Annotated in this window: 25 protein-coding genes; 18 read left to right on the top strand and 7 right to left on the bottom strand. The window is 56.9% G+C overall.

Annotated features, from left to right (window positions below; all coding sequences use genetic code 11):
• Positions 1 to 8 precede the first annotated feature (8 nt).
• The 4 genes from gyrB to dnaA are packed head-to-tail and all read right to left on the bottom strand — an operon-like array spanning position 9 to position 6,196.
• Complete coding sequence (gene gyrB, locus ACW9IB_RS14585; RefSeq protein WP_457365473.1) at positions 9 to 2,426, bottom strand: DNA topoisomerase (ATP-hydrolyzing) subunit B; 2,418 nt, start codon at positions 2,424 to 2,426, stop codon at positions 9 to 11.
• Positions 2,427 to 2,430: 4 nt separating this feature from the next.
• Positions 2,431 to 3,534, bottom strand: coding sequence for a DNA replication/repair protein RecF (recF, locus tag ACW9IB_RS14580; RefSeq protein ID WP_457414201.1), 1,104 nt, complete (start codon positions 3,532 to 3,534; stop codon positions 2,431 to 2,433).
• 20 nt (positions 3,535 to 3,554) lie between these two features.
• Entirely contained in the window at positions 3,555 to 4,658 is a 1,104-nt protein-coding gene (gene dnaN / locus ACW9IB_RS14575; RefSeq protein WP_457365475.1) for a DNA polymerase III subunit beta, read from the bottom strand.
• Between the two features lie 38 nt (positions 4,659 to 4,696).
• Positions 4,697 to 6,196: a chromosomal replication initiator protein DnaA gene (gene dnaA / locus ACW9IB_RS14570; protein ID WP_457365476.1), complete on the bottom strand. Its 1,500-nt coding sequence runs from the start codon at positions 6,194 to 6,196 to the stop codon at positions 4,697 to 4,699.
• Positions 6,197 to 6,782: 586 nt separating this feature from the next.
• Here dnaA and rpmH point away from each other — a divergent pair.
• From rpmH to mnmE, 5 genes are all read left to right on the top strand, one after another.
• Entirely contained in the window at positions 6,783 to 6,917 is a 135-nt protein-coding gene (gene rpmH, locus ACW9IB_RS14565; protein WP_003213577.1) for a 50S ribosomal protein L34, read from the top strand.
• A 13-nt stretch (positions 6,918 to 6,930) separates the two neighbouring features.
• Positions 6,931 to 7,338 (top strand): ribonuclease P protein component, encoded by a 408-nt coding sequence (gene rnpA / locus ACW9IB_RS14560; protein ID WP_457365574.1) that lies wholly within the window; start codon positions 6,931 to 6,933, stop codon positions 7,336 to 7,338.
• Positions 7,331 to 7,576 carry a membrane protein insertion efficiency factor YidD gene (yidD, locus tag ACW9IB_RS14555; RefSeq protein WP_003213574.1) on the top strand — a complete coding sequence of 82 codons (246 nt, stop codon included), beginning with the start codon at positions 7,331 to 7,333 and terminating at the stop codon, positions 7,574 to 7,576. The genes rnpA and yidD overlap by 8 nt, the downstream gene beginning before the upstream one ends.
• A gap of 2 nt (positions 7,577 to 7,578) precedes the next feature.
• Positions 7,579 to 9,261, top strand: a complete 1,683-nt coding sequence (yidC, locus tag ACW9IB_RS14550) for a membrane protein insertase YidC (RefSeq protein WP_457414199.1) — start codon at positions 7,579 to 7,581, stop codon at positions 9,259 to 9,261.
• Positions 9,262 to 9,340: 79 nt separating this feature from the next.
• On the top strand, positions 9,341 to 10,711 hold the full coding sequence (gene mnmE, locus ACW9IB_RS14545) for a tRNA uridine-5-carboxymethylaminomethyl(34) synthesis GTPase MnmE (RefSeq protein WP_457414198.1): 1,371 nt from the start codon (positions 9,341 to 9,343) through the stop codon (positions 10,709 to 10,711).
• 19 nt (positions 10,712 to 10,730) lie between these two features.
• On the opposite strand, the gene ACW9IB_RS14540 is transcribed toward mnmE, so the two are convergent.
• From ACW9IB_RS14540 to ACW9IB_RS14530, 3 genes are all read right to left on the bottom strand, one after another.
• Positions 10,731 to 13,169, bottom strand: coding sequence for a TonB-dependent siderophore receptor (locus tag ACW9IB_RS14540; protein ID WP_457414196.1), 2,439 nt, complete (start codon positions 13,167 to 13,169; stop codon positions 10,731 to 10,733).
• A gap of 91 nt (positions 13,170 to 13,260) precedes the next feature.
• Positions 13,261 to 14,205, bottom strand: a complete 945-nt coding sequence (locus ACW9IB_RS14535; protein ID WP_457414195.1) for a FecR domain-containing protein — start codon at positions 14,203 to 14,205, stop codon at positions 13,261 to 13,263.
• A complete protein-coding gene (locus ACW9IB_RS14530) occupies positions 14,205 to 14,711 on the bottom strand; it encodes a sigma-70 family RNA polymerase sigma factor (RefSeq protein ID WP_457414194.1) in 507 nt (168 codons plus the stop codon). Before ACW9IB_RS14530 ends, ACW9IB_RS14535 begins: the two co-directional genes overlap by 1 nt.
• Before the next feature lie 556 nt (positions 14,712 to 15,267).
• Between ACW9IB_RS14530 and mnmG the strand changes: the two genes are divergently transcribed.
• The 13 genes from mnmG to ACW9IB_RS14465 all read left to right on the top strand — a co-directional run bounded on the left by mnmG (position 15,268) and on the right by ACW9IB_RS14465 (position 26,751).
• Complete coding sequence (gene mnmG / locus ACW9IB_RS14525; protein ID WP_457414193.1) at positions 15,268 to 17,160, top strand: tRNA uridine-5-carboxymethylaminomethyl(34) synthesis enzyme MnmG; 1,893 nt, start codon at positions 15,268 to 15,270, stop codon at positions 17,158 to 17,160.
• Entirely contained in the window at positions 17,157 to 17,801 is a 645-nt protein-coding gene (rsmG, locus tag ACW9IB_RS14520; protein WP_457414192.1) for a 16S rRNA (guanine(527)-N(7))-methyltransferase RsmG, read from the top strand. The genes mnmG and rsmG overlap by 4 nt, the downstream gene beginning before the upstream one ends.
• Positions 17,802 to 17,819: 18 nt before the next feature.
• Positions 17,820 to 18,617 carry a ParA family protein gene (locus ACW9IB_RS14515; RefSeq protein WP_457365484.1) on the top strand — a complete coding sequence of 266 codons (798 nt, stop codon included), beginning with the start codon at positions 17,820 to 17,822 and terminating at the stop codon, positions 18,615 to 18,617.
• A gap of 9 nt (positions 18,618 to 18,626) precedes the next feature.
• The gene (locus tag ACW9IB_RS14510) at positions 18,627 to 19,499 is read left to right on the top strand and encodes a ParB/RepB/Spo0J family partition protein (protein WP_457365485.1); all 873 of its coding nucleotides are present in this window, start codon (positions 18,627 to 18,629) and stop codon (positions 19,497 to 19,499) included.
• A 148-nt stretch (positions 19,500 to 19,647) separates the two neighbouring features.
• Positions 19,648 to 20,055 (top strand): F0F1 ATP synthase subunit I, encoded by a 408-nt coding sequence (locus ACW9IB_RS14505; protein WP_457365486.1) that lies wholly within the window; start codon positions 19,648 to 19,650, stop codon positions 20,053 to 20,055.
• Positions 20,056 to 20,071: 16 nt separating this feature from the next.
• A complete protein-coding gene (gene atpB / locus ACW9IB_RS14500) occupies positions 20,072 to 20,941 on the top strand; it encodes a F0F1 ATP synthase subunit A (protein ID WP_457365487.1) in 870 nt (289 codons plus the stop codon).
• Between the two features lie 133 nt (positions 20,942 to 21,074).
• Positions 21,075 to 21,332 (top strand): F0F1 ATP synthase subunit C, encoded by a 258-nt coding sequence (atpE, locus tag ACW9IB_RS14495; protein WP_002555987.1) that lies wholly within the window; start codon positions 21,075 to 21,077, stop codon positions 21,330 to 21,332.
• A 57-nt stretch (positions 21,333 to 21,389) separates the two neighbouring features.
• Positions 21,390 to 21,860 (top strand): F0F1 ATP synthase subunit B, encoded by a 471-nt coding sequence (locus tag ACW9IB_RS14490; RefSeq protein WP_457365488.1) that lies wholly within the window; start codon positions 21,390 to 21,392, stop codon positions 21,858 to 21,860.
• Between the two features lie 12 nt (positions 21,861 to 21,872).
• The gene (locus ACW9IB_RS14485; RefSeq protein WP_457414190.1) at positions 21,873 to 22,409 is read left to right on the top strand and encodes a F0F1 ATP synthase subunit delta; all 537 of its coding nucleotides are present in this window, start codon (positions 21,873 to 21,875) and stop codon (positions 22,407 to 22,409) included.
• 21 nt (positions 22,410 to 22,430) lie between these two features.
• Positions 22,431 to 23,975, top strand: coding sequence for a F0F1 ATP synthase subunit alpha (atpA, locus tag ACW9IB_RS14480; protein ID WP_101273699.1), 1,545 nt, complete (start codon positions 22,431 to 22,433; stop codon positions 23,973 to 23,975).
• A 50-nt stretch (positions 23,976 to 24,025) separates the two neighbouring features.
• On the top strand, positions 24,026 to 24,886 hold the full coding sequence (gene atpG / locus ACW9IB_RS14475; RefSeq protein ID WP_457365490.1) for a F0F1 ATP synthase subunit gamma: 861 nt from the start codon (positions 24,026 to 24,028) through the stop codon (positions 24,884 to 24,886).
• Positions 24,887 to 24,913: 27 nt separating this feature from the next.
• Positions 24,914 to 26,290, top strand: coding sequence for a F0F1 ATP synthase subunit beta (gene atpD / locus ACW9IB_RS14470; protein ID WP_457365491.1), 1,377 nt, complete (start codon positions 24,914 to 24,916; stop codon positions 26,288 to 26,290).
• Positions 26,291 to 26,334: 44 nt separating this feature from the next.
• Positions 26,335 to 26,751 (top strand): F0F1 ATP synthase subunit epsilon, encoded by a 417-nt coding sequence (locus ACW9IB_RS14465; protein ID WP_457414189.1) that lies wholly within the window; start codon positions 26,335 to 26,337, stop codon positions 26,749 to 26,751.
• Positions 26,752 to 26,779 lie beyond the last annotated feature (28 nt).

Genomic DNA, 26,779 nt, shown 5'->3' with positions numbered 1-26,779 from the left:
TTCCGGGATCAGAAGTCCAGGTTGGACACCGCCAGGGCATTGCTTTCGATGAAGTCACGGCGAGGCTCGACCGCATCACCCATCAGGGTGTTGAAGATCTGGTCTGCGCCAATGGCGTCTTCGATGGTCACACGCAGCATGCGACGCTGGTCTGGATCCATGGTGGTTTCCCACAGCTGGTCAGGGTTCATTTCACCCAAACCTTTGTATCGCTGGATGGTGTGGCGCTTGGTGCTTTCGGCCATCAGCCAGTCGAGGGCTTCCTTGAACTCCTTGACCTGCTTCTTGCGTTCGCCACGCTGGATGTAAGCACCTTCACCAAGCAGGGTGCTCAGTTGAGCGCCCAGGGTGACGACAGTTTTGTAGTCATTGCTGCCGAAGAAGTCGCGGTTGAAGGTGACGTAGTTCGACAGGCCGTGGGAGATCAGTTCGACCTCTGGCAGCCACACGTTACGTTCACGGTCTTCACGCAGACTGGCTTTGTAAACCAGGCCAGACTTTTCAACAGTGCGCAGGCGTGCATCGTACTGGGCCAACCAATCCTGCATTGCGGCGTGATCGCTCAGTTGTTCCAGGCTGACAGCTGGCAGGTAGATGAAGTGCTCGGTCAGCTCCTGAGGGTACAGGCGCGACAGACGCTTGAGGGTCTTCATGACCATGCGGAAGTCGTTCACCAGACGCTCCAACGCTTCGCCGGAAATACCCGGCGCTTCGTCGTTCAGGTGCAGGCTGGCGTCTTCCAGGGCCGACTGCGTCATGTACTCTTCCATGGCGTCGTCGTCTTTGATGTATTGCTCTTGCTTGCCCTTTTTCACTTTGTACAACGGCGGCTGGGCGATATAGATGTAGCCACGCTCGATCAGCTCGGGCAACTGACGGAAGAAGAAGGTCAGCAGCAGCGTACGAATGTGCGAACCGTCGACGTCAGCATCGGTCATGATGATGATGTTGTGATAACGCAACTTGTCGATGTTGTACTCTTCGCGGCCGATACCGCAGCCCAGCGCCGTGATCAAGGTGCCGACTTCCTGAGAGGAAATCATCTTGTCGAAGCGTGCTTTTTCAACGTTGAGGATCTTGCCCTTCAACGGCAGGATGGCTTGGGTGCGACGGTTACGACCCTGCTTGGCGGAACCGCCAGCAGAGTCACCTTCCACCAGGTACAGTTCGGAGAGGGCAGGGTCCTTCTCCTGGCAGTCCGCCAGTTTGCCCGGGAGGCCTGCGATATCCAGTGCGCCCTTGCGGCGGGTCATCTCACGCGCTTTACGCGCCGCTTCACGGGCACGGGCGGCGTCGATCATCTTGCCGACCACCAGCTTGGCTTCGTTGGGGTTCTCCAGCAGGAAGTCGGAGAAATACTTGCCCATTTCCTGTTCGACAGCAGTCTTCACTTCGGAAGACACCAGCTTGTCTTTGGTCTGGGAGCTGAACTTCGGATCCGGCACCTTCACCGAAATAATGGCAGTCAGGCCTTCACGGGCATCGTCACCGGTGGTGGCGACCTTGTGCTTCTTGGCCAGACCTTCAGCTTCGATGTAGTTGTTCAGGTTTCGGGTCAATGCAGAACGGAAGCCCACCAAGTGAGTGCCGCCGTCCCGTTGTGGAATGTTGTTGGTGAAGCACAACAGGTTCTCGTTGAAGCTGTCGTTCCACTGCAGGGCGATTTCCACGCCGATGCCATCTTCACGCTGGATGTTGAAGTGGAACACCTGGTTGACTGCGGTCTTGTTGGTGTTCAGGTATTCGACGAACGCGCGTAGGCCACCTTCGTACTTGAACAGCTCTTCCTTGCCGCTGCGTTCATCTTTCAGGAAGATGCCAACGCCGGAGTTGAGGAAGGAGAGTTCACGAATCCGCTTGGCCAGGATGTCCCAGCTGAAGTGGATGTTCTTGAAGGTTTCGGCAGATGCCTTGAAGTGAATCTGGGTACCGGTGGTTTCACTGTCACCCACGATCGCCATCGGTGCCTGAGGCACGCCATGGACGTAGGTTTGCTCCCAGATCTTTCCGCTGCGACGCACGGTCAGAACCAGCTCTTCCGACAGGGCGTTCACTACCGACACACCTACGCCGTGCAAACCGCCGGATACTTTATAGGAGTTGTCATCGAACTTACCGCCGGCGTGGAGCACGGTCATGATGACCTCTGCTGCCGAAACGCCTTCTTCTTTATGCACATCTACCGGAATACCGCGACCGTTGTCGCGCACGGTGATGGATTCATCCGGGTGGATGATGATGCTGATGTCGTCGCAGTAACCGGCCAGCGCTTCGTCGATAGAGTTATCGACCACCTCAAACACCATGTGGTGCAGACCGCTGCCGTCATCGGTATCGCCGATGTACATACCGGGACGTTTGCGTACGGCATCCAAACCTTTCAGCACCTTGATGCTGTTTGAGTCGTACGTTTGTTCTTCGCTCATGCCTTCACTCCCGATGGTCGTGGGTCTGGGTGATACGGCCCTGTTCCACGTGGAACAAAGCGACTGGCGTTTCCGTCTGCCAGCCTTCCCTCAATAATTCGTGGTTTACACAGGTAATGAACACCTGGCAGCGTAAGTCTTCCAACAAGCGGCATAGCGCCCGGCGGTGTTGATCGTCCAACTCGGACGGCAGGTCATCCACCAGATAAATACATTGACCGCGGCGGGCCTGGCTAACCAGATGCCCCTGCGCGATACGCAACGCACACACCACCAACTTCTGTTGGCCTCGGGACAAAATGTCCGCGGCGTTGTGCGCACCCAGTCTTAGACGCAAGTCCGCTCGCTGGGGGCCGGCCTGGGTATGACCCATCTGCTGATCCCGTTGCAAGGAAGCGCCGAGTACTGCACTCAGTTCCCGGTCCTTGTCCCAACCACGGTAATAACTCAGCGTCAGCCCCTCGAGGTCCAATAACTCACTCAAGGTCTGCTCAAAGACTGGTTTCAAGGCTTTGATGTAAGCGCGGCGGTATTCATCTATCTCATCGCTGGCGTGGCACAGTTCCCGGTCCCAAGCCGCTTGCGAAGCGGCGTCAAGTGTACCATGCCGTAGCCACGAGTTCCGCTGCCGCAGGGCCTTCTGCAACCGCTGCCAAGTGGCCATGAACCGTGGTTCCACGTGGAACACTCCCCAATCGAGGAATTGCCTGCGAATTTTAGGAGCACCTTCCAACAGCCGGAAACTGTCGGGGTTGATCAGTTGCAATGGCAGGATTTCGGCCAATTGCGCAGCACTGCGGGCGTTCTGCCCGTCGATGCGAATTTGAAATTCCCCGCCGCGATCACGGGATATCCCCAGATTACTGTGCCCTCCCTCGGCCAACTCGACCTGGCCAAATACCGTGCATGCCAGCTGTTCGTACTGAATCACCGGCAAAAGACGAGTACTACGGAAGGAGCGGGCAAGACCCAGCAGATGAATGGCTTCCAGCACGCTGGTTTTGCCACTGCCATTGGCGCCATGGAGGATATTGATGCGGGGGGAGGGGGAGAAGGTCACCGGGTGCAGATTGCGCACCGCGGTGACCGAGACGCGACTAAGGGACATCTAGGTTCTGCTGAGCATGATTACAGGCGCATCGGCATGACAACGTACGCCGAATCATCGTTGTCGGATTCCTGCACCAGGGCGCTGCTGTTGGAGTCGGACAGAATCAGGCGAACCTGCTCGGTAGTCATCACACCCAGTACGTCCAACAGATAGCTCACGTTAAAGCCGATCTCCAGCGAGCCGCCGTTATAATCGACACCCACTTCTTCCTCAGCTTCTTCCTGCTCCGGGTTATTCGCCTGGATCTTCAACTGCCCGTTGGCCAGTTGCAGACGGATGCCACGGTACTTTTCGTTGGACAAAATTGCGGTGCGGCTGAAGGCTTCGCGCAACGCTTGGCGATCGCCCAGCACCAGCTTGTCACCACCTTTTGGCAGAACACGCTCGTAATCCGGGAATTTGCCGTCGACTAATTTGGAAGTGAACGTGAATTCACCGGTGGTCGCGCGGATATGGTGCTGGCCCAACACGATGCTGACGTTGCCATCAGGCTCGGTCAGCAAACGCGCCAGTTCCAAAATACCCTTACGTGGAACGATCACCTGGTGACGATCAGGCTGACCGATATCGGCCTGCATCGCACACATCGCCAAGCGGTGCCCATCGGTGGCCACGGCGCGAATTACACCAGCGGACACTTCCAACAGCATGCCGTTGAGGTAGTAACGGACGTCCTGTTGCGCCATGGCAAAGCTGGTGCGCTCGATCAAACGACGCAGTTTGCTCTGCTCCAGGCTGCAGGTCAGCGAGCCCGGACCTTCTTCCACGGTAGGGAAGTCATTGGCCGGCAAGGTGGAGAGGGTAAAACGGCTACGACCCGCCTTGACCACCAGCTTCTGCTCGTCAACCTTGATGTCGATCAGTGCATCGTTCGGCAAGCTCTTGCAGATGTCCATCAGCTTGCGCGCGGGCACGGTGATCTCGCCAGGCTCGGCGGGCTCTTCCAACTGCACACGACCGACCAGTTCGACTTCGAGGTCGGTACCGGTCAAGGACAACTGCTGGCCTTCGACAACCAGCAATACGTTGGAAAGCACCGGCAAGGTCTGTCGGCGCTCGACGACGCCTGCGACCAGTTGCAGGGGTTTCAACAGGGCTTCGCGTTGAATGGTGAAATGCATGGTCTAGTCCCTTGCCTTAATAAGCTGCGCTGGTGTCATCACGTAGTCAGAGTACGCAGCAGGTTCTTGTAGTCCTCGCGAATATCCGCGTCGGATTCCTTAAGTTCGCTGATCTTGCGGCATGCGTGCAAGACCGTGGTGTGGTCACGGCCACCAAAGACATCGCCGATCTCCGGCAGGCTATGGTTGGTGAGTTCCTTGGAAAGCGCCATGGCCACCTGACGCGGACGAGCCACCGAGCGCGAACGGCGCTTGGACAGCAGGTCGGAAATCTTGATCTTGTAGTATTCGGCAACAGTGCGTTGGATGTTATCCACACTCACCAGCTTGTCTTGCAGTGCCAGCAAATCTTTCAAGGACTCGCGAATCAACTCGATGGTGATGTCGCGGCCCATGAAGTGTGAGTGCGCGATGACCCGCTTGAGTGCGCCTTCCAGCTCACGCACGTTGGAGCGAATGCGCTGGGCAATAAAGAACGCCGCATCGTGTGGCAGCTCGACTTTTGCCTGGTCGGCCTTTTTCATCAGGATCGCGACGCGAGTTTCCAGCTCCGGAGGTTCCACCGCGACGGTCAGACCCCAGCCGAAACGCGACTTCAGGCGCTCTTCCAGGCCTTCGATTTCCTTCGGATAGCGGTCACTGGTCAAGATGACCTGCTGGCCGCCTTCGAGCAGAGCGTTGAAGGTGTGGAAAAACTCTTCCTGGGAACGCTCCTTGCGAGCGAAGAACTGAATGTCATCGATCAGCAGCGCATCAACCGAGCGGTAGAACCGCTTGAATTCGTTGATGGCGTTGAGCTGCAGTGCCTTGACCATGTCGGCCACGAAGCGCTCCGAGTGCAGGTACACAACCTTGGCATTCGGGTTCTTCTTCAATAGATGGTTACCCACAGCGTGCATCAAGTGGGTTTTACCCAAGCCAACGCCGCCATACAGGAAGAGTGGGTTGTAACCGTGCTTGGGGTTGTCGGCGACCTGCCAGGCGGCCGCACGAGCCAGTTGGTTGGATTTACCTTCGACGAAGTTTTCAAAGGTAAAGGTGCGGTTGAGGTAGCTGGTGTGCTTGAGGGCACCTTCAACCTGCACGGTGCGCTGTTCGGCGCGTACCGGGGCCTGCTGGGAGCTGGCCCCGGCCATTGGGTCGAAGCTATCGCGGGACGGCTCTTCACTCTCGGGCGTGCTGTTCTGTGGCGTGGGCGCAGGCGCGGCAACCACCGGAGCTGCAGCAACCTGGGCTTGGGACGCCGCCGCGGCCGCCAACGGTGCGTTGGGTGCGGCACGAGGTGCCGAGCTGCGTTTGCTGCCTATTAATAAGGAGAGTACCGGGGCGAGACCGTTGCCATGCTCATCAAGCAATTCGAGAACGCGGCTCAGGTACTTTTCGTTAACCCAGTCGAGAACAAAACGGTTGGGCGCATAGACACGCAACTCGTCGCCTTCGGCTTCGACCTGTAGCGGACGGATCCAGGTGTTGAATTGCTGGGCAGGCAGCTCATCGCGCAATAGCTCCACGCACTGCTGCCAAAGTTCCACTGACACGGATATCCCCTAAGTTGAAAGCCGGTGAGGCAAAAACAAGCCGCCATTGTAGCGGCCAAGCGGCCACTTATCCACATGTAGGTTGCTGACAGACCACCCAAAATCAATGCTTTAACCGCTAAAAAAGCGACCGATGGTCTGTGCATAAGCTCTGTGGATAAACGTGCATGAGCTCATTGTACAAGTGGACTCGAAAGTCTGTGGGTAACCTGGCTGTGGATAAACATCCCTTCCACACACAGGTTATCCGACAGCGCAGCACAGGCAAGACACCGTTTCTCCCCGAGGTTGTCATTCTCTGTACAGCATATGAAACAAGGCTTTCAGCTACTTATCCACAGACCGATGGCTGTATAGCTTTTATAAGCTTTACAGAAAAGCTTTAAATAAGGTTCTTCTTTATTTTTATATCTGCGTCCGGATTCATCGGAAGACGGCGAACAGAAAAAGTACCGGCGTCTATAGAAGAGCGTTCAAAGGAAAAGCTGGTTGGAAATTGACCTAGAGGCTTGCTTTCTCTAGAATCGCCGGTCTCTTAAAACGGGGGCCATTCCGGCCCGTTGTCGACGAACCAGGTAACAACGCCATGAAACGTACTTTCCAACCCAGCACCATCAAACGCGCCCGCACCCACGGCTTCCGTGCTCGCATGGCTACCAAGAACGGCCGTGCCGTCCTGTCGCGTCGTCGCGCCAAAGGTCGTGCGCGTCTGGCAGTTTGATAATCCGGCACTGGTGGTGAGTCAGGACTTCAGTCGGGAAAAGCGTCTGCTAACCCCCCGGCATTTCAAGGCAGTCTTTGACTCCCCCACCGGCAAGGTTCCGGGGAAAAATCTCCTGCTCCTTGCGCGTAACAACGATCTGGATCACCCCCGTCTAGGGTTGGTGATCGGCAAGAAGAGCGTAAAGCTCTCCGTTGAGCGCAATCGCCTCAAGCGTCTTATGCGCGAATCGTTTCGCCTCCACCAGGACACTCTGGTTGGCTGGGATATTGTTATCGTCGCGCGCAAAGGCTTGGGTGATGTAGAAAACCCCGAATTGATTCAGCATTTCGGCAAACTCTGGAAACGTTTGGCGCGTACCCACAAGCCAGCACCAGCAGTGAGTCCCGAAACTGTAGGGGTAGACAGCCTTGATGCGTAAACTGGCCCTCGTTCCGATCCAGTTTTACCGCTATGCCATTAGCCCTCTGATGGCCAATCACTGTCGTTTCTACCCCAGTTGTTCCTGCTACGCGTTAGAGGCCATAGAAAATCATGGTCTTCTGCGCGGTGGCTGGCTGACCTTTCGTCGTTTAGGTCGCTGTCATCCGTGGAATCCCGGTGGTTATGACCCGGTTCCGCCTATCCCTACCTCCCGTTCTTCTTCGATGGCCGAGTAATCATGGATATTAAACGCACGATCCTGATCGTCGCCCTGGCAATCGTGTCCTACGTCATGGTCCTTAAGTGGAACCAGGACTACGGCCAGGCTGCCCTGCCGACTCAGAATGTTGCTACCAACCAGGCCGCGCCGGCCATTCCGGACGCGCCGCTGGGCACCAATGGTTCTGCCAGTGCCGATGTGCCTAGCGCGAATACCGATACCAGCGCCCCTGTAGAAACCCCTGTGGTCACCAATAAAGACCTCATCCATGTAAAAACGGATGTGCTCGACTTGGCTATCGACCCGCAAGGTGGTGATATCGCGCAACTGAAACTGCCGCTGTATCCACGTCGCCAGGACCATCCGGATGTACCGTTCCAACTGTTCGATAACGGTGGTGAACGTACTTATCTGGCGCAAAGCGGCCTGACCGGAACCAATGGTCCGGATGCGCGTGCTACCGGTCGTCCGGTTTACTCGACCGAACAGAAGGTTTATCAACTGGCTGATGGCCAGAACCAGTTGAATGTCGACCTGAAATTCAGCCTCGACGGCGTCAATTACATCAAGCGCTTCAGCTTTACCCGTGGCTTGTACGACTTGAAGGTCACTTACCTGATCGACAACGAAAGCGACAAACCCTGGACTGGCAACCTGTTTGCCCAGCTCAAGCGTGACAACAGCTCCGATCCTTCTTCCAGCACTGCTACCGGTACCGCGACTTACCTGGGCGCCGCCCTGTGGACAAGTAGCGAGCCGTACAAAAAAGTGTCGATGAAAGATATCGACAAGGGCTCGCTGAAAGAAACGGTACAGGGTGGCTGGGTTGCCTGGCTGCAGCACTACTTCGTGACCGCCTGGATCCCCGCGAAAGGTGACGCGAACCTGGTGCAGACCCGCAAGGACAACCAAGGTAACTACATCATTGGTTTCACGGGTCCATCGCTGACTGTAGCGCCGGGTGCCAAGGCTGAAACCAGCGCTACCCTGTACGCCGGTCCGAAAAGCCAGGCTGTTCTCAAAGAGTTGTCCCCAGGCCTGGAACTGACCGTTGATTACGGCTTCCTGTGGTTCATTGCCCAGCCGATTTTCTGGCTGCTGCAACATATCCACAGCATCGTCGGTAACTGGGGCTGGTCGATCATCTTCCTGACCATGCTGATCAAAGGCTTGTTCTTCCCCCTGTCGGCTGCAAGCTACAAGTCGATGGCACGTATGCGTGCCGTGGCGCCAAAACTGGCCGCCCTGAAAGAACAGCATGGTGATGACCGGCAGAAAATGTCGCAGGCCATGATGGAGTTGTACAAGAAAGAGAAGATCAACCCGCTGGGTGGATGCTTGCCGATTCTTGTACAGATGCCGGTTTTCCTATCGCTCTACTGGGTACTCCTGGAAAGCGTGGAAATGCGTCAGGCACCGTTCATGCTGTGGATAACTGACCTGTCGATCAAAGACCCGTTCTTTATCCTGCCGATCATCATGGGCGCGACCATGTTCATTCAGCAGCGCCTGAACCCAACGCCTCCGGATCCGATGCAGGCCAAGGTGATGAAAATGATGCCAATCATCTTCACCTTCTTCTTCCTGTGGTTCCCGGCGGGTCTGGTGCTGTACTGGGTGGTCAACAACGTCTTGTCGATCTCTCAACAGTGGTACATCACGCGTAAGATCGAAGCGGCTACCGCAAAAGCCGCTGCGTAATTTACTCTGTGGATAACCACTCAAAACGCCCCTTCGTGGGGCGTTTTGCTTTCCGCCACCTTTGTTCTGGAACCTGCTGATGAGTGCTCCCCGTGAAACCATCGCTGCTGTCGCTACCGCTCAAGGTCGCGGCGGTGTCGGTATCGTTCGTATCTCCGGACCGCTTGCCGGTAAGGCTGCCGAGGTCATCAGCGGTCGTACTTTGAAGCCACGTTACGCCCACTACGGGCCATTTCTGGATACCGATAACAGCGTGCTGGATGAAGGGCTGGCGATCTATTTCCCTGGGCCGAATTCATTCACCGGCGAAGATGTCCTGGAATTACAGGGACATGGCGGTCCTGTCGTCCTGGACATGTTGCTGCAGCGGTGCCTGCAATTGGGCTGTCGTCTGGCACGCCCGGGAGAGTTCAGCGAACGGGCATTCTTGAATGACAAGCTCGACCTCGCCCAGGCCGAAGCCATCGCTGACTTGATCGAGGCCAGTTCAGCACAGGCGGCGCGCAATGCATTGCGTTCGCTGCAGGGGGCGTTCTCCCTGCGTGTGCATCATTTAACCGAGCAATTGATCAGCCTGCGCATCTATGTCGAAGCGGCCATTGACTTCCCGGAGGAAGAAATCGACTTTCTTGCCGACGGGCATGTGCTGGCGATGCTCGACAACGTACGCAATGAGTTATCCACAGTGCTGCGCGAAGCCGGCCAGGGAGCATTATTGCGGGATGGCATGACTGTGGTGATAGCCGGTCGACCCAACGCCGGTAAATCCAGCCTGCTCAATGCACTCGCCGGGCGTGAAGCCGCCATTGTGACCGAGATAGCCGGTACGACCCGGGATATCCTGCGCGAACATATCCACATCGATGGTATGCCGCTGCATGTGGTGGATACGGCCGGTTTGCGTGATACCGACGACCAGGTGGAAAAAATCGGCGTGGAACGTGCGCTCAAAGCCATCGGTGAAGCTGATCGGGTGCTGTTGGTCGTGGATGCCACCGCACCCGAGGCTGTGGATCCTTTTGCGCTGTGGCCGGAATTCCTCGAGCAGCGACCTGACCCGGCCAAAGTGACCTTGATCCGCAACAAAGCCGACCTTACGGGTGAAACCATCGCGATGGAAACCAGCGCGGATGGCCATGTCACCATCAGCCTGAGTGCCAAGGCGGCGGGAGAAGGCTTGGAGTTGCTGCGCGAACACCTCAAGGACTGCATGGGCTATGAGCAGACCTCGGAAAGCAGCTTCAGTGCACGTCGCAGGCACCTTGAGGCACTGCGTCATGCAAGCGCGGCGTTGGAGCATGGCCGCGCGCAGCTGACCCTGGCGGGCGCAGGGGAGCTGCTGGCTGAAGATTTACGTCAGGCCCAGCAGCTGTTGGGTGAAATCACCGGCGCGTTCAGCTCCGATGATTTGTTGGGACGCATCTTTTCCAGCTTCTGCATTGGTAAATAAGCGAGTTATCCACAGCGTGTTACCAGTTATAGGACACCGTACCCAGCAGGGTACGGCTATCGCCCCAGTAGCAACGGCCTGCGTCGTTGCAGCCTGATACGTATTCCTTGTCGAACAGGTTTTTGGCGTTCAGGTCGACTGACCAGTGCGTGTCGATCTGATAGCCAACAGCTGCATCCACCAAGGTGACGCTACCTGCATCCAACTTCCCGTATAGCGTTGGCGCGGTGTAGGAAAAGGTACTGTCGAAATAGCGGACCCCCCCGCCAACGGACAAACCTTTGAGATGGCCATCGAGGAAGCGGTACTTGCCCCACACCGAAGCTTGATTGCGGGGAACACCTGTCATCTGATGCCCCTCGACCAGTGAGGTCGCCGAATCCTTGGTAATCCGCGCATCGGTGTAGGTATAAGCCGCAGTCACATTCAAGTTGGGTGTGAGGTTGCTGTTTATCTCGAGTTCCGCACCCTTGGCTCGGCTTTCACCGACCTGGCGGTAACTGTTGGTGGTGGCATCGAGGTAGGTGTCGTCTTCCTTGCGCAGGTCGTATACAGACACAGTCATCGCGGTATCCCACCCGACCGGCTCGTACTTCACACCCACTTCGTACTGGCTGCTGGTGATCGGTTTCAACGGTGAACCGGCATTGGAGATCTGCTGAACCGGAACAAACGCGGTGGAGTAGCTGACATATGGCGTGAGGCCGTTGTCGAACTGGTACATCACACCGCCCTGATAGGTGAACTTGCGGTCTTCGGAGCCTGTGTTGCTGGCCTTGTTCACCTTGTCGCGGAAGTCACTGTCGACCCAGTCCTGACGGCCTCCCAACAGGAACAACCAATGGTCGTACTTGCTCTGGACCTGTGCATAAACCCCCTTCATCTGCTGCTCCAGCAAGGTGTTTTGCACTGCCACCGGGGTGAGCGGGTCCCGCAGGTATACGGGGTTATACACGTTGATGGTGCCGGCAAAACCTGCGTTCCAATCCTGGTTGAATGAGGTCCGGTCATAGCTGGCGCCAAAGAGAACGGTGTTTTCCAGGCCACCCACCTGGAATTTGCCTTCCAGTTGGTTATCCAGGGAGTAGACCATCGACTTGTTGTAGCGGTCGTAGGCCGTCATGTTCAGTTGAGTACCAAAACCGCCGTTATTGAGCGCACTCGGCCAGGTTTCATGACGGTTGATCCGCGACTGCATGTAGCGCGAGTTTTGGCGGAACTGCCAGTCGTCATTGAAGCTGTGGCTGAACTCATAACCAGCGCTCCAGGCCTCCCGCTCAAAGGTGTTCCAATCCGGGTCGCCGAGCATTGTGTGCTTGGATAGCTTGCCATTGGGGTTTGTAAGCAAGGTACCGGCAGCGGGTAGGCCGAGCTCCAGATTGGTGTGGTCTTTCTGGTAGTTGGCCAACAGGGTGAGCGTGTTGTAGTCGTCGAAATTCAGGGTCAGGGAGGGGGCGAGGTATAGACGGTCGTCCGGGACGTGATCGGTCTGTGTATCCGACTTGCGGCCAAGCATCACAACACGTCCAAGGACAGTGCCACCGTCATTGAGCGGACCCGAGATATCCACACCCATCTGGCGTCGATTGTTCGAGCCATAGCCCAACTGGACTTCACCTTGAGGCGCAGCCGTCGGATGTTTGCTGACCAGGTTGACCAAGCCCCCCGGGGCGTTTTCGCCGTAAAGCAGGGAAGAGGGACCACGGAAGATTTCGACGCGTTCCAGGCCATAGGGCTCACTGGTGGTGTCGTACCGATTACCTTGTACACGCAGGCCATCACGCAGCAGGCCGTAGCCGTAATCCGTGGCATTGAAACCGCGAATGAAGAACAGATCACCCGCAAGGCCATCGCCGGCGGCGAAGGGGGGCGCGAAGATACCGGGCACATAGCCCAGCACTTCAGTCAGGGTCTGGGACTTTTGATCCTTGATGCGCTGGTTCGTAACGATCGATACCGAACGCGGGGTTTCCGACAACGGCGTGCTGGTTTTAGTACCGATGCGGCTGTTTTGCGCCTTGTAACCCACATCGCCGGCGATCTCCTGGTTGAAGCCTCCCTGTTGATAAGTACTGACAGTGGTCGGCGCGAGCGTCAGTTGTCCGGTGGGTGCAGCCTGCAACACATAACTGCCCGGCGCCTGGACCACAGCCTGTAGCCCGGAGCTTTGCAGCAGCAACGCAAAGCCCTGGTCCACCGAATAGTCCCCCTCCAGCCCTGGTGTATTCAACCGTGCGGTTTGCTGGGGAGAGAAAGACAGAATCACATTCGCCTTGGCAGCAAACTGGCTCAACGCACTGTCCAGCGGCCCGGCCGCAATGGAGTAATGCTGCTCCGCACTGGCCGCGATCGCGTGGGTCGATAACAGGACACTGGCGGTGGCTGCCGTGCCAAGCAGTAGGCTGCAGGTCATACCGTGGTAGGAAAATCGCTGGCGAAGCTTGTTGGAAAGGCGCATAGATGGGGAAGCCCTGAAGGTTGCATCGTGATTACCTGTAGGGCCGCGCCAGGCAAAAAAAAGATAACCCCTGCATGTGGAATTTTTGCGATCAACCGATTCGTTTCACCGATACCCAATAACGCGTGAAATACTTCACTTGAATCGGCAGCGTCGCCTGCAAGTTGGCCAGTACCGCGTCGGAAGCATCCAGGCGGAAGGTTCCAGAAACACGCAAGCGCGCCGACGCCAGATCACACTGCAGAACACCAGGACGATAACGGGCCAATTCGTCTATCACATCCCCGAGTCGAGCATCCAACACGACCAACTGCCCTTCGACCCAAGCCACCTGAGCGTTTCGATACACGTGGTTGGGGCCCACCTTTTGACGATCGAAATCAGCGCTTTCACCTGCACCCAGCAACCGTATCTGAGTGGGCTGGTCACCCGGCGATACGCTCACCTGGTCCTCCAGCACACCGACACGCGTGGTGTCCGGCAATTGGCGCACAGTAAACCGGGTTCCCAATGCCTGAACGCGGCCCTGGCGTGTTTCGACATAAAAAGGCGTGTGTCCACCTGACGTGCCGGTGTGGATAAGTACTTCACCTTCGCGCAGACGAATGAGACGTTGGTGCCCGTCGAACACCACATCGATCGCCGTGCTGGTATTCAGGTCAATCCGTGTACCGTCAGCCAACTCGACGCGCCGACGTGCGCCTACCGACGTTCGGTAGTCCGCCCATACAGTGCCCAGGCGTGTGTGTTGCTGAACATTCCAGCCCAGGTAGCCGGTACTGCCCATCATCAGCATCCACTTGAGTACCTGGCGACGCTGCTGCGTGGTCGATAACGCGCGCCGGGTCAAATCCCGGGGCAGGGCGCCAAGGCTACGTTGCAGTTGTTCCATCTGGTTCCATGCGGCCTGATGGGACGGATCCCCATCGAGCCATTGCTGCCAGGCCTGGCGTTGGGCAATCGTCGGCGTACAGGACTGAAACTGCACATACCAACTGGCAGCCGCTTCGAATGTCTTGCGATCTGGCATCGCCATTACAGACTGGCCATGATCAGCGAGCATTCAGTCAACGCGCGAATCATGTGCTTCTTCACCGTGGTCAGGGACACTTTCAGTTGATTGGCGATCTGTTGATAAGTCAGGCCGTCGATTTGCGACAACATAAAGATACTGCGCGCTCGCTCCCCCAAGCCTGACAGGGCTTTATCCACAGCCACCAGCGTTTCAATGATGATTGCCTTGTCTTCTTCGCTGACGGCTACCGGTTCAGGCCGCTCGGCCAAGGCTTGTTTATAAGCCTGTTCAATGGCGTGCCGGCGGTAACGATCGATCACCAGGCCCCTGGCGATGGTCGCCAGGTAATCCCGTGGCTCAACGATCTGCGCTGCATGCCGTCCCCCAAGAATACGGACGAACGTATCGTGCGCCACATCGGCCGCATCGCTGGCGTTATTCAACCTGCCTTTTAGCCAACCGTGCAGCCAGGAATGGTGTTGCTCGTAAATGATCTGGACTGCAGCCATGTGGGAGGGAGGAGGCATAGTGAATGACAAGGCTGGTTAATGATAATCGCTATTATTAACTACCCTGTGGATTTCCCACAACACCTCTCTTTTTTGCCGTACTCATGAGCGAGCAGAAGGATTTTCCATTCCCAGCTCACCGGGAAAACTCACGTTTGTGTGGATTAAGCCCTGTGAATAAACAGCCCTGTGCCCCGTTGATAACAGGGCCTGAAACCTGAGCAAAAACACCTCTGTGGATAACCATTACTTTAATCCACAGGCTTAAAGCACTTATCCAATGGCCTCATCCGCAGATGGCCACAGACTTTTGAAACGCTGTACACAACGTAAAATATGGCTTACAGAACGTTATCCACAGATAGGGGCCTGCCTAAGAATAAACATAAAAACAAAGATTTAATAAATTTCTCTCTTTTTAATTTCTATTGTCCGCAAGTCATCCACAACTGGTTAAATTTTGTGCAAAGGGTTCTTTAGGAAGGGCGAAGTCCCTATACTTGCCCGCAAAGCTGTAAAACCCTTTTCTACAATCAATTCCTGACTACCTACATAAGCAGGCACGAGGTGCGTGGTGGATTTCCCTTCCCGTTTTGAAGTGATCGTCATCGGCGGCGGTCATGCCGGTACCGAGGCAGCACTGGCGTCAGCACGCATGGGTGTAAAAACCCTGTTGCTGACGCACAACGTGGAAACCCTCGGTGCCATGAGTTGCAACCCCGCCATTGGCGGGATCGGCAAAAGCCATCTGGTGAAAGAAATCGATGCCCTGGGCGGCGCGATGGCCATGGCTACCGACAAAGGTGGTATCCAGTTTCGCGTCTTGAACAGCCGCAAGGGCCCGGCCGTACGCGCTACCCGTGCACAGGCCGATCGCATTCTTTACAAAGCGGCCATCCGCGAAACCCTGGAAAACCAGCCGAACCTGTGGATATTTCAACAAGCTGCGGATGACTTGATCGTCGAGCAGGACCAGGTGCGCGGTGTCGTCACCCAAATGGGCCTGCGGTTCCTTGCGGAATCCGTGGTGTTGACCACCGGTACGTTCCTCGGTGGACTTATCCACATCGGTCTGCAGAATTTTTCCGGCGGTCGTGCTGGTGATCCGCCGTCAATCGCGCTGGCTCATCGCTTGCGTGAACTGCCTTTGCGAGTGGGCCGCCTGAAAACCGGGACTCCGCCGCGTATCGATGCCCGCTCCGTGGATTTTTCGGTCATGACGGAGCAGGCCGGCGATACGCCGATCCCCGTGATGTCGTTCATGGGATCCAAAGAACAGCACCCCCGGCAGATCAGTTGCTGGATTACCCATACCAACGCGCGCACCCACGAAATCATTGCCGCGAACCTCGATCGTTCGCCGATGTATTCCGGGGTTATCGAAGGTATTGGTCCGCGTTATTGCCCGTCGATCGAAGACAAGATTCACCGCTTTGCCGACAAGGAAAGTCACCAGGTCTTCATCGAGCCCGAAGGACTGACCACTCATGAGCTGTACCCCAACGGAATTTCCACGTCCCTGCCGTTCGACGTGCAACTGCAGATCGTGCAATCGATGCGCGGCATGGAAAACGCCCATATCGTGCGGCCCGGTTATGCCATCGAATATGATTACTTCGACCCGCGTGACCTGAAGTACAGCCTGGAAACCAAAATGATCGGTGGTTTGTTCTTCGCCGGGCAAATCAACGGCACCACCGGTTACGAAGAAGCCGGCGCCCAGGGTTTGCTGGCTGGAACCAACGCAGCACTGCGCGCGCAGGGCAAAGACAGCTGGTGTCCGCGCCGCGACGAAGCGTATATCGGCGTGTTGGTTGACGACCTGATTACCCTGGGCACCCAGGAACCGTACCGGATGTTCACGTCACGTGCCGAATACCGCCTGATTCTGCGCGAAGACAACGCCGACCTGCGCTTGACCGAAAAAGGTCGCGAGTTGGGGCTGGTCGATGATGCGCGCTGGGCTGCGTTCTGCAAAAAACGTGAAGGCATCACGCTGGAAGAACAGCGCCTGAAAAGTACCTGGGTCCGTCCGGGGACCGAGCAGGGCGACGCGATTGCCGAAAAATTCGGCACGCCATTGACCCACGAATACAACTTGTTGAACCTGCTGTCCCGTCCGGAAATCGACTACGCTGGTCTGGTCGAAGTGACCGGCGGCGGCGCAGAAGATCCACAGGTTGCCGAACAGGTCGAAATCAAGACCAAGTACGCGGGCTACATCGACCGTCAGCAAGATGAGATCGCTCGTCTGCGCGCCAGTGAAGACACTCGGTTGCCTGTGGATATCGATTACACCGCGATTTCCGGCCTGTCGAAGGAAATCCAGAGCAAGTTGGGGATAACTCGCCCCGAAACCCTGGGCCAGGCATCCCGTATTCCGGGTGTCACACCGGCGGCCATTTCGCTGTTGATGATTCATTTGAAAAAACGCGGCGCGGGCCGTCAGTTGGAGCAAAGCGCTTGAGTTCGTTGGTCACCTCGCAACACGCCGAAGAATTATCCACAGGTGCACGCCAGTTGGGCGTCGACCTGACCCCGGTCCAGCACGAATTGCTGCTGGGTTACCTGGCCCTGTTGATCAAGTGGAACAAGGCTTACAACCTGACGGCGGTGCGTGATCCGGACGAAATGGTGTCCCGTCACCTGCTCGATAGTTTGAGTGTGATGCCATTCATCGAAAACGGTCGCTGGCTTGACGTTGGCAGTGGCGGTGGCATGCCGGGCATTCCGTTGGCGATCCTGTTTCCCGAGTCCCAGGTCACTTGCCTGGACAGCAATGGCAAGAAGACCCGCTTCCTGACCCAAGTCAAACTCGAACTCAAGTTGGATAATCTGCAAGTTATCCACAGTCGCGTCGAAGCCTTCACGCCTGAGCAGCCCTTCAACGGAATTGTTTCCCGGGCGTTCAGTAGCATGGAGAACTTCAGTAACTGGACACGCCATCTGGGCGACCGCGACACCCGCTGGCTGGCAATGAAGGGCGTCCATCCAAGCGATGAGCTGTTAGCATTGCCGGCAGACTTCCACCTCGATAGCGAACACGCCTTGGCCGTACCCGGTTGCCAAGGCCAACGCCATCTGCTGATACTGCGCCGCACGGCATGATTGGGAACACAAGCAAGAATGGCTAAGGTATTCGCGATAGCGAACCAAAAGGGTGGCGTGGGCAAGACCACCACCTGCATCAACCTCGCAGCATCCCTGGTCGCTACCAAGCGTCGGGTGCTGTTGATCGATCTCGATCCACAGGGCAACGCCACCATGGGGAGCGGTGTGGATAAACACGGCCTGGAAAACTCGGTCTACGACTTGCTGATTGGCGAGTGCGACCTGGCTCAGGCAATGCACTTTTCCGAGCACGGCGGTTATCAACTGCTGCCGGCCAACCGCGATTTGACCGCCGCCGAAGTCGTGCTGCTGGAAATGCAGATGAAAGAAAGCCGCCTGCGCAGTGCGCTGGCGCCGGTCCGCGAAAATTACGACTACATCCTGATCGACTGCCCGCCGTCGTTGTCGATGCTCACGCTGAACGCACTGGTGGCCGCCGACGGGGTGATCATCCCCATGCAGTGCGAGTATTACGCGCTGGAAGGGCTGAGCGACCTTGTGGATAACATCAAGCGTATCGCCGAGTTGCTGAACCCGAACCTGCAAATCGAAGGTCTGCTGCGAACCATGTTCGATCCGCGCCTGAGCCTGATGAACGATGTATCGGTGCAACTCAAGGAACACTTTGGCGACAAGCTCTACGACACCGTGATCCCGCGCAATATCCGCCTGGCGGAAGCCCCCAGCTACGGCATGCCCGCGCTGGCCTACGACAAGCAATCCCGTGGTGCCCTGGCGTACCTGGCATTGGCCGGCGAGATGGTTCGCCGTCAGCGCCGTCCTTCACGCACCGCTGCAGCCCAGCCAACTTAAGGAACCCCCATGGCCGTCAAGAAACGAGGTCTCGGACGTGGACTGGATGCACTGTTGAGTGGTCCGACTGTCACTTCGCTTGAAGAACAAGCGGTGCAGGCTGACGAGCGCGAGTTGCAACACTTGCCCCTGGACCTGATCCAGCGCGGCAAATACCAGCCGCGTCGGGACATGGATCCCCAGGCGCTGGAAGAACTGGCCAACTCGATCAAGACACAGGGCGTGATGCAGCCGATCGTGGTTCGCCCGATCGGCAGTGGACGTTTTGAAATCATCGCCGGCGAACGCCGCTGGCGCGCCAGCCAGCAGGCTGGCAAAGACACTATCCCCGCGATGGTGCGCGATGTACCGGATGAAACCGCCATCGCCATGGCGCTGATCGAGAACATTCAGCGTGAAGACCTCAACCCGATCGAAGAAGCCATTGCCTTGCAGCGTCTGCAGCAAGAGTTTCAGCTGACTCAGCAGCAAGTGGCGGAGGCCGTGGGCAAGTCCCGCGTGACGGTATCCAACTTGCTGCGCCTGATCGCGCTGCCGGAAGTCATCAAGACGATGTTGTCCCATGGCGATCTGGAGATGGGACACGCCCGTGCTTTGCTCGGTTTGCCGGAAAATCAACAGGTTGAAGGGGCGCGACACGTTGTCGCACGGGGACTGACCGTTCGTCAGACCGAGGCTCTGGTTCGCCAGTGGCTGAGCGGCAAACCTGCACCGGTCGAAGCGGCCAAACCTGATCCGGATATCGCACGCCTCGAGCAGCGCCTGGCCGAGCGGCTGGGCTCTGCGGTACAAATTCGTCACGGCAAGAAAGGCAAAGGGCAATTGGTTATCGGCTATAACTCATTGGATGAGCTTCAGGGCGTCCTTGCCCACATCCGCTGAAACATTTGCTTATGTAGCGTGCGATCGGAAAAGACTACCCGACAGTTGAATAGGGGCTGAACCGCCCCTATACTCTGCGCGCATTTTGTCGGCACAAATTATGCCAAGTTATTGATTTCCGGCAGCCGACCATTGAGGAGCAAGAGTGATGGAAACCCGCACGCCAAACACGTTGCCGTTCCATCGCTTGGCCGTTTTTCCGGTTTTATTGGCCCAGTTAGTCATTTTACTCATCGCGGCATTGGCGCTTTGGTATTGGCATGGAGTCGTTGCCGGATATTCAGGACTCTGCGGAGGCCTGATAGCCTTGCTGCCCAATATGTATTTTGCTCACAGGGCCTTTCGGTTTTCCGGCGCCCGAGCAGCCCAGGCTATCGTCCGGTCCTTTTATGCCGGCGAAGCGGGGAAACTGATTTTGACGGCAGTGCTGTTTGCACTGACCTTTGCAGGTGTGAAGCCACTGGCACCGCTGGCGGTATTCGGCGTGTTCGTGCTGACCCAACTGGTCAGCTGGTTCGCTCCCCTGCTTATGAAAACAAGACTTTCGAGACCTTAGGGCGTTTGAGGCAACCATGGCAGAAACAACCGCTTCGGGCTATATCCAGCACCACTTGCAGAACCTGACCTTCGGTCAGCTACCCAATGGCGGCTGGGGCTTTGCCCACTCCGCAGCAGAGGCCAAAGAAATGGGCTTCTGGGCATTCCACCTGGATACTCTGGGCTGGTCTGTCGCACTGGGCCTGATCTTCGTCTTCCTTTTCCGCCTGGCGGCAAAGAAGGCCACCTCCGGTCAACCGGGTGCCCTGCAGAACTTCGTTGAAGTACTGGTCGAATTCGTCGATGGCAGCGTGAAAGACAGCTTCCATGGCCGTAGCCCGGTGATTGCGCCGCTGGCACTGACCATCTTCGTCTGGGTGTTCCTGATGAACGCCGTCGACCTGATCCCGGTCGACTGGATTCCTCAGCTGGCCATCCTGATCTCCGGCGATCACCACATTCCTTTCCGTGCGGTTTCCACCACGGACCCTAACGCCACCCTGGGCATGGCCCTGTCGGTGTTCGCGTTGATCATTTTCTACAGCATCAAGGTCAAGGGCATCGGCGGCTTCATCGGCGAACTGACCCTGCACCCGTTCGGCAGCAAGAACATCTTCGTTCAAGCCCTGCTGATCCCGGTGAACTTCCTGCTGGAGTTCGTGACCCTCGTTGCAAAGCCTATCTCCCTGGCCCTGCGACTGTTCGGCAACATGTATGCCGGCGAACTGGTGTTCATTCTGATCGCTGTGATGTTCGGCAGCGGTCTGCTCTGGCTTAGCGGCCTGGGCGTTGTCCTGCAGTGGGCATGGGCTGTGTTCCACATCCTGATCATCACCCTGCAGGCCTTCATCTTCATGATGCTGACCATCGTCTACCTGTCGATGGCGCACGAAGAGAACCATTAAGACCAGTCTCGACTAGTCTGATGTCCTTCCCGGTGAAACGGGAAGGTGGCCCTTCAGGGCTATGAAACGATTTGTTTTACCGCTTTAAAATCTAAAAAACCTAAACCATACGACGTAAAAGTCGGGAGGAAAGATGGAAACTGTAGTTGGTCTAACCGCTATCGCTGTTGCACTGTTGATCGGCCTGGGTGCTCTGGGTACTGCCATTGGTTTCGGCCTGCTGGGCGGCAAGTTCCTGGAAGGCGCTGCGCGTCAGCCAGAAATGGTTCCAATGCTGCAAGTTAAAATGTTCATCGTCGCCGGCCTGCTCGACGCCGTGACCATGATCGGCGTTGGTATCGCTCTGTTCTTCACCTTCGCGAACCCCTTCGTTGGTCAACTCGCTGGCTAATCACTCGAATTTTCGAGTTGATTGGTGTGATGGACAACGAACGAGCGAGGTGTTGGCGTGAACATTAATGCAACCCTGATCGGCCAGTCCGTTGCGTTCTTAATCTTTGTACTGTTTTGCATGAAGTTCGTATGGCCTCCGGTCATCACTGCCTTGCACGAACGTCAGAAGAAGATCGCGGACGGATTGGACGCTGCCAACCGTGCAGCTCGCGACCTGGAACTGGCCCAAGAGAAAGCGGGTCAGCAACTGCGCGAAGCGAAAGCTCAGGCGGCTGAAATCATCGAGCAGGCCAAGAAACGCGGTAACCAGATCGTCGAAGAGGCCGTTGAAAAAGCCCGTGTCGACGCTGACCGTGTGAAGGTCCAGGCTCAAGCCGAGATCGAACAGGAACTCAACAGTGTCAAAGACGCGCTGCGTGCCCAAGTGGGCTTGCTGGCAGTCGGCGGCGCCGAGAAGATCCTGGGTGCCACAATCGATCAAAACGCGCACGCAGAGCTGGTTAACAAACTGGCTGCTGAAATTTAAGCGAGGGCGATCATGGCAGAACTGACCACGTTGGCCCGACCTTACGCTAAGGCGGCCTTCGAGCACGCTCAGGCCCACCAGCAACTGGCCAATTGGTCAGCCATGCTCGGCCTGGCTGCAGCGGTGTCACAAGATGACACCATGCAGCGCGTGCTCAAGGCCCCGCGACTGACGAGCGCAGACAAGGCCGCCACGTTTATTGACGTGTGCGGCGACAAGTTCGATGCCAAGGCACAGAATTTCATCCACGTCGTTGCTGAAAACGACCGTCTCCTGCTGTTGCCGGAGATCGCCGCTCTGTTCGACCTGTACAAGGCCGAGCAAGAGAAATCGGTAGATGTGGAAGTCACCAGTGCATTTGCATTGAACCAAGAACAGCAAGACAAACTCGCCAAGGTTCTCAGTGCACGACTCAGCCGGGAAGTGCGCCTGCATGCTACGGAGGACGCATCGCTGATTGGCGGTGTTGTTATCCGTGCCGGCGACCTGGTTATCGATGGCTCGATTCGCGGAAAAATCGCGAAACTTGCCGAAGCATTGAAATCTTGAGTTTGAAGGGGCAGCAGAGCAATGCAGCAACTCAATCCTTCCGAAATTAGTGAAATTATCAAGGGCCGCATCGACAAGCTCGATGTGACCTCCCAAGCCCGTAACGAAGGCACCGTCGTCAGCGTGTCTGACGGTATCGTGCGGATTCACGGTCTGGCCGACGTAATGTACGGCGAAATGATCGAGTTTCCGGGCGGCGTCTACGGTATGGCCCTCAACCTGGAGCAAGACTCCGTAGGTGCCGTTGTACTGGGCTCCTACCAGTCTCTGGCTGAAGGCATGAGCGCCAAGTGCACCGGCCGCATCCTGGAAGTTCCTGTTGGTAAGGAACTGCTGGGTCGCGTAGTCGACGCACTGGGTAACCCTGTTGACGGCAAAGGTCCACTGGGCAACACCGAGACCGACGCGGTCGAGAAAGTTGCTCCAGGCGTGATCTGGCGTAAGTCGGTAGACCAGCCTGTACAGACTGGCTACAAGGCTGTCGATGCCATGATCCCTGTCGGCCGTGGCCAGCGTGAGCTGATCATCGGTGACCGTCAGATCGGTAAAACCGCTCTGGCGATCGACGCGATCATCAACCAGAAGAACAGCGGCATTTTCTGCGTCTACGTAGCTATCGGTCAGAAGCAATCGACCATCGCCAACGTGGTTCGCAAGCTGGAAGAAAACGGCGCCCTGGCCAACACGATCATCGTGGCTGCCAGTGCTTCGGAATCGCCTGCGCTGCAATTCCTGGCACCGTACTCCGGTTGCACCATGGGTGAATTCTTCCGCGACCGCGGTGAAGACGCGCTGATCGTTTATGACGATCTGTCCAAGCAAGCAGTGGCTTACCGCCAGATTTCCCTGCTGCTGCGCCGTCCACCAGGCCGTGAAGCTTACCCAGGCGACGTGTTCTATCTCCACTCCCGTCTGTTGGAGCGCGCATCCCGCGTTTCGGAAGAATACGTAGAGAAGTTCACCAACGGCGCAGTGACCGGCAAAACCGGTTCCCTGACCGCACTGCCGATCATCGAAACCCAGGCTGGCGACGTTTCCGCGTTCGTTCCGACCAACGTGATTTCCATCACCGACGGTCAGATCTTCCTGGAATCGGCCATGTTCAACTCGGGCATCCGCCCAGCAGTGAACGCCGGTGTTTCGGTATCCCGTGTGGGTGGTGCCGCTCAGACCAAGATCATCAAGAAGCTGTCCGGTGGTATCCGTACCGCTCTGGCTCAGTACCGTGAACTGGCGGCATTCGCCCAGTTCGCTTCTGACCTGGACGAAGCGACCCGTAAGCAACTTGAGCATGGTCAGCGCGTTACCGAGCTGATGAAGCAGAAGCAATACGCCCCGATGTCGATCGCTGACATGGCGTTGTCGCTGTATGCCGCTGAGCGTGGGTTCCTGACCGACGTTGAAATCGCCAAGGTCGGCAGCTTTGAACAAGCGCTGATTGCTTACTTCAACCGCGATCACGCCGAACTGATGGCGAAGATCAACGTGAAGGGTGACTTCAATGACGATATCGACGCTGGCATGAAAGCCGGTATCGAGAAGTTCAAGGCCACCCAAACCTGGTAAGCCGCAGCGGGAGCCGCAAGGTTCCCGCTTGCTAACCTGATAGGTGTTACATGGCAGGCGCAAAAGAGATTCGCAGTAAGATTGCGAGCATCAAAAGCACGCAAAAAATTACCAGCGCCATGGAAAAAGTGGCGGTCAGCAAAATGCGCAAGGCACAAATGCGCATGGCTGCTAGCCGTCCTTATGCGGAGCGTATCCGCCAGGTAATTGGGCATTTGGCTAACGCCAACCCGGAATACCGCCACCCGTTCATGATCGACCGCGAAGTGAAGCGCGTTGGTTATGTGGTTGTGAGCAGTGACCGTGGTTTGTGCGGTGGTCTGAATACCAACCTGTTCAAGGCCCTGGTCAAGGACATGGCGGTAAACCGCGAAAAAGGCGTCGAGATCGATCTGTGTGTGATTGGTAGCAAGGGTGCGGCCTTCTTCCGCAACTTCGGCGGTAACGTCGTTGCAGCTATCAGCCACCTGGGTGAAGAACCGTCGATCAATGATTTGATCGGCAGCGTCAAGGTGATGCTGGATGCGTACCTGGAAGGCCGGATCGACCGCCTGTCCGTGGTATCCAACAAGTTCATCAACACCATGACCCAGCAACCTACCGTGGAACAGTTGGTTCCATTGGTTGCGACCCCGGATCAGGAACTCAAGCACCACTGGGACTACCTCTACGAACCGGACGCCAAAGAGCTGCTTGACGGCTTGATGGTGCGCTACGTGGAGTCGCAGGTGTACCAGGCGGTGGTCGAGAACAACGCAGCTGAACAAGCGGCGCGGATGATCGCAATGAAGAACGCTACCGACAACGCCGGTGATCTGATCAGCGATTTGCAGCTGATCTACAACAAGGCGCGTCAGGCTGCGATCACCCAAGAGATCTCGGAAATCGTCGGCGGCGCTGCCGCGGTTTAACGGTTCAAATATTCAGAGGATCCAGCTATGAGTAGCGGACGTATCGTTCAAATCATCGGCGCCGTTATCGACGTGGAATTTCCACGCGACAGCGTACCGAGCATCTACAACGCGCTGAAAGTACAAGGCGCGGAAACCACTCTGGAAGTTCAGCAGCAGCTGGGCGACGGCGTGGTGCGTACCATTGCGATGGGTTCGACCGAAGGCTTGAAGCGCGGTCTGGACGTTATCGACACCAACGCAGCCATCTCCGTACCGGTCGGTAAAGCGACCCTGGGCCGGATCATGGACGTGCTGGGCAACCCGATTGACGAAGCTGGCCCGATCGAGACCGAAGAGCGTTGGGGTATCCACCGCGCTGCGCCATCGTTCGCTGACCAGGCAGGCGGCAACGACCTGCTGGAAACCGGCATCAAGGTTATCGACCTGGTTTGCCCGTTCGCCAAGGGCGGTAAAGTCGGTCTGTTCGGTGGTGCCGGTGTAGGCAAGACCGTCAACATGATGGAACTGATCCGTAACATCGCCATCGAGCACAGCGGTTATTCCGTGTTCGCCGGTGTGGGTGAGCGTACTCGTGAGGGTAACGACTTCTACCACGAGATGAAGGATTCCAACGTACTGGACAAGGTTGCTCTGGTATACGGCCAAATGAACGAGCCACCAGGAAACCGTCTGCGCGTAGCGCTGACCGGCCTGACCATGGCCGAGAAGTTCCGTGACGAAGGTAACGACGTTCTGCTGTTCGTCGACAACATCTATCGTTACACCCTGGCCGGTACCGAAGTATCCGCACTGCTGGGCCGTATGCCTTCGGCAGTAGGTTACCAGCCGACCCTGGCTGAAGAGATGGGCGTTCTGCAAGAACGTATCACTTCGACCAAGGAAGGTTCGATCACCTCGATCCAGGCCGTATACGTACCTGCGGACGACTTGACCGACCCGTCGCCAGCGACCACCTTCGCCCACTTGGACGCCACCGTCGTTCTGTCCCGTGACATCGCTTCCCTGGGTATCTACCCAGCGGTAGACCCACTGGACTCGACTTCCCGTCAGCTGGACCCGAACGTGATCGGCAACGAGCACTACGAAACCGCTCGCGGCGTTCAGTACGTGCTGCAGCGCTACAAAGAGCTGAAGGACATCATTGCGATCCTGGGTATGGACGAGCTGTCGGAAACCGACAAGCAGTTGGTAGCCCGTGCTCGTAAGATCCAGCGCTTCTTGTCGCAGCCGTTCTTCGTGGCTGAAGTCTTCACCGGTGCTTCGGGTAAATACGTTTCCCTGAAAGACACCATTGCTGGCTTCAAAGGCATCCTCAACGGTGACTACGACCACCTGCCAGAACAAGCGTTCTACATGGTTGGCGGCATCGAAGAAGCGATCGAGAAAGCCAAGAAACTGTAATCCAGGCGCCCGGCAACGGGCGCTCATCAGGTTGAGGCAATCAGATGGCTATGACAGTCCATTGCGATATCGTCAGCGCGGAAGGGGAAATCTTCTCCGGTCTGGTCGAGATGGTAGTAGCGCACGGCGAACTCGGTGATCTTGGTATCGCCATGGGTCACGCCCCGCTGATCACCAGCTTGAAGCCAGGTCCGATCACGCTGACCAAGCAGGGCGGGGAAAAGGAGGTGTTCTACATCTCTGGCGGTTTCCTCGAAGTTCAGCCGAACATGGTCAAGGTTCTTGCCGACACCGTGCAACGTGCTGGCGACCTGGATGAAGCCTCCGCTCAGGAAGCCGTCAAGGCTGCCGAGAAGGCCCTGCACGAAAAAGGTGCGGACTTCGACTACAGCGCTGCTGCTGTACGTCTGGCCGAGGCTGCAGCTCAGCTGCGCACGCTCCAGCAGATCCGCAAGAAGTAAGCGGCCAAGCCGTCGTACGTCATGCGCG

The organism is Pseudomonas sp. SDO524_S393 (genome assembly GCF_054071875.1).
This window is presented reverse-complemented; position numbering and strand designations above follow the sequence as displayed.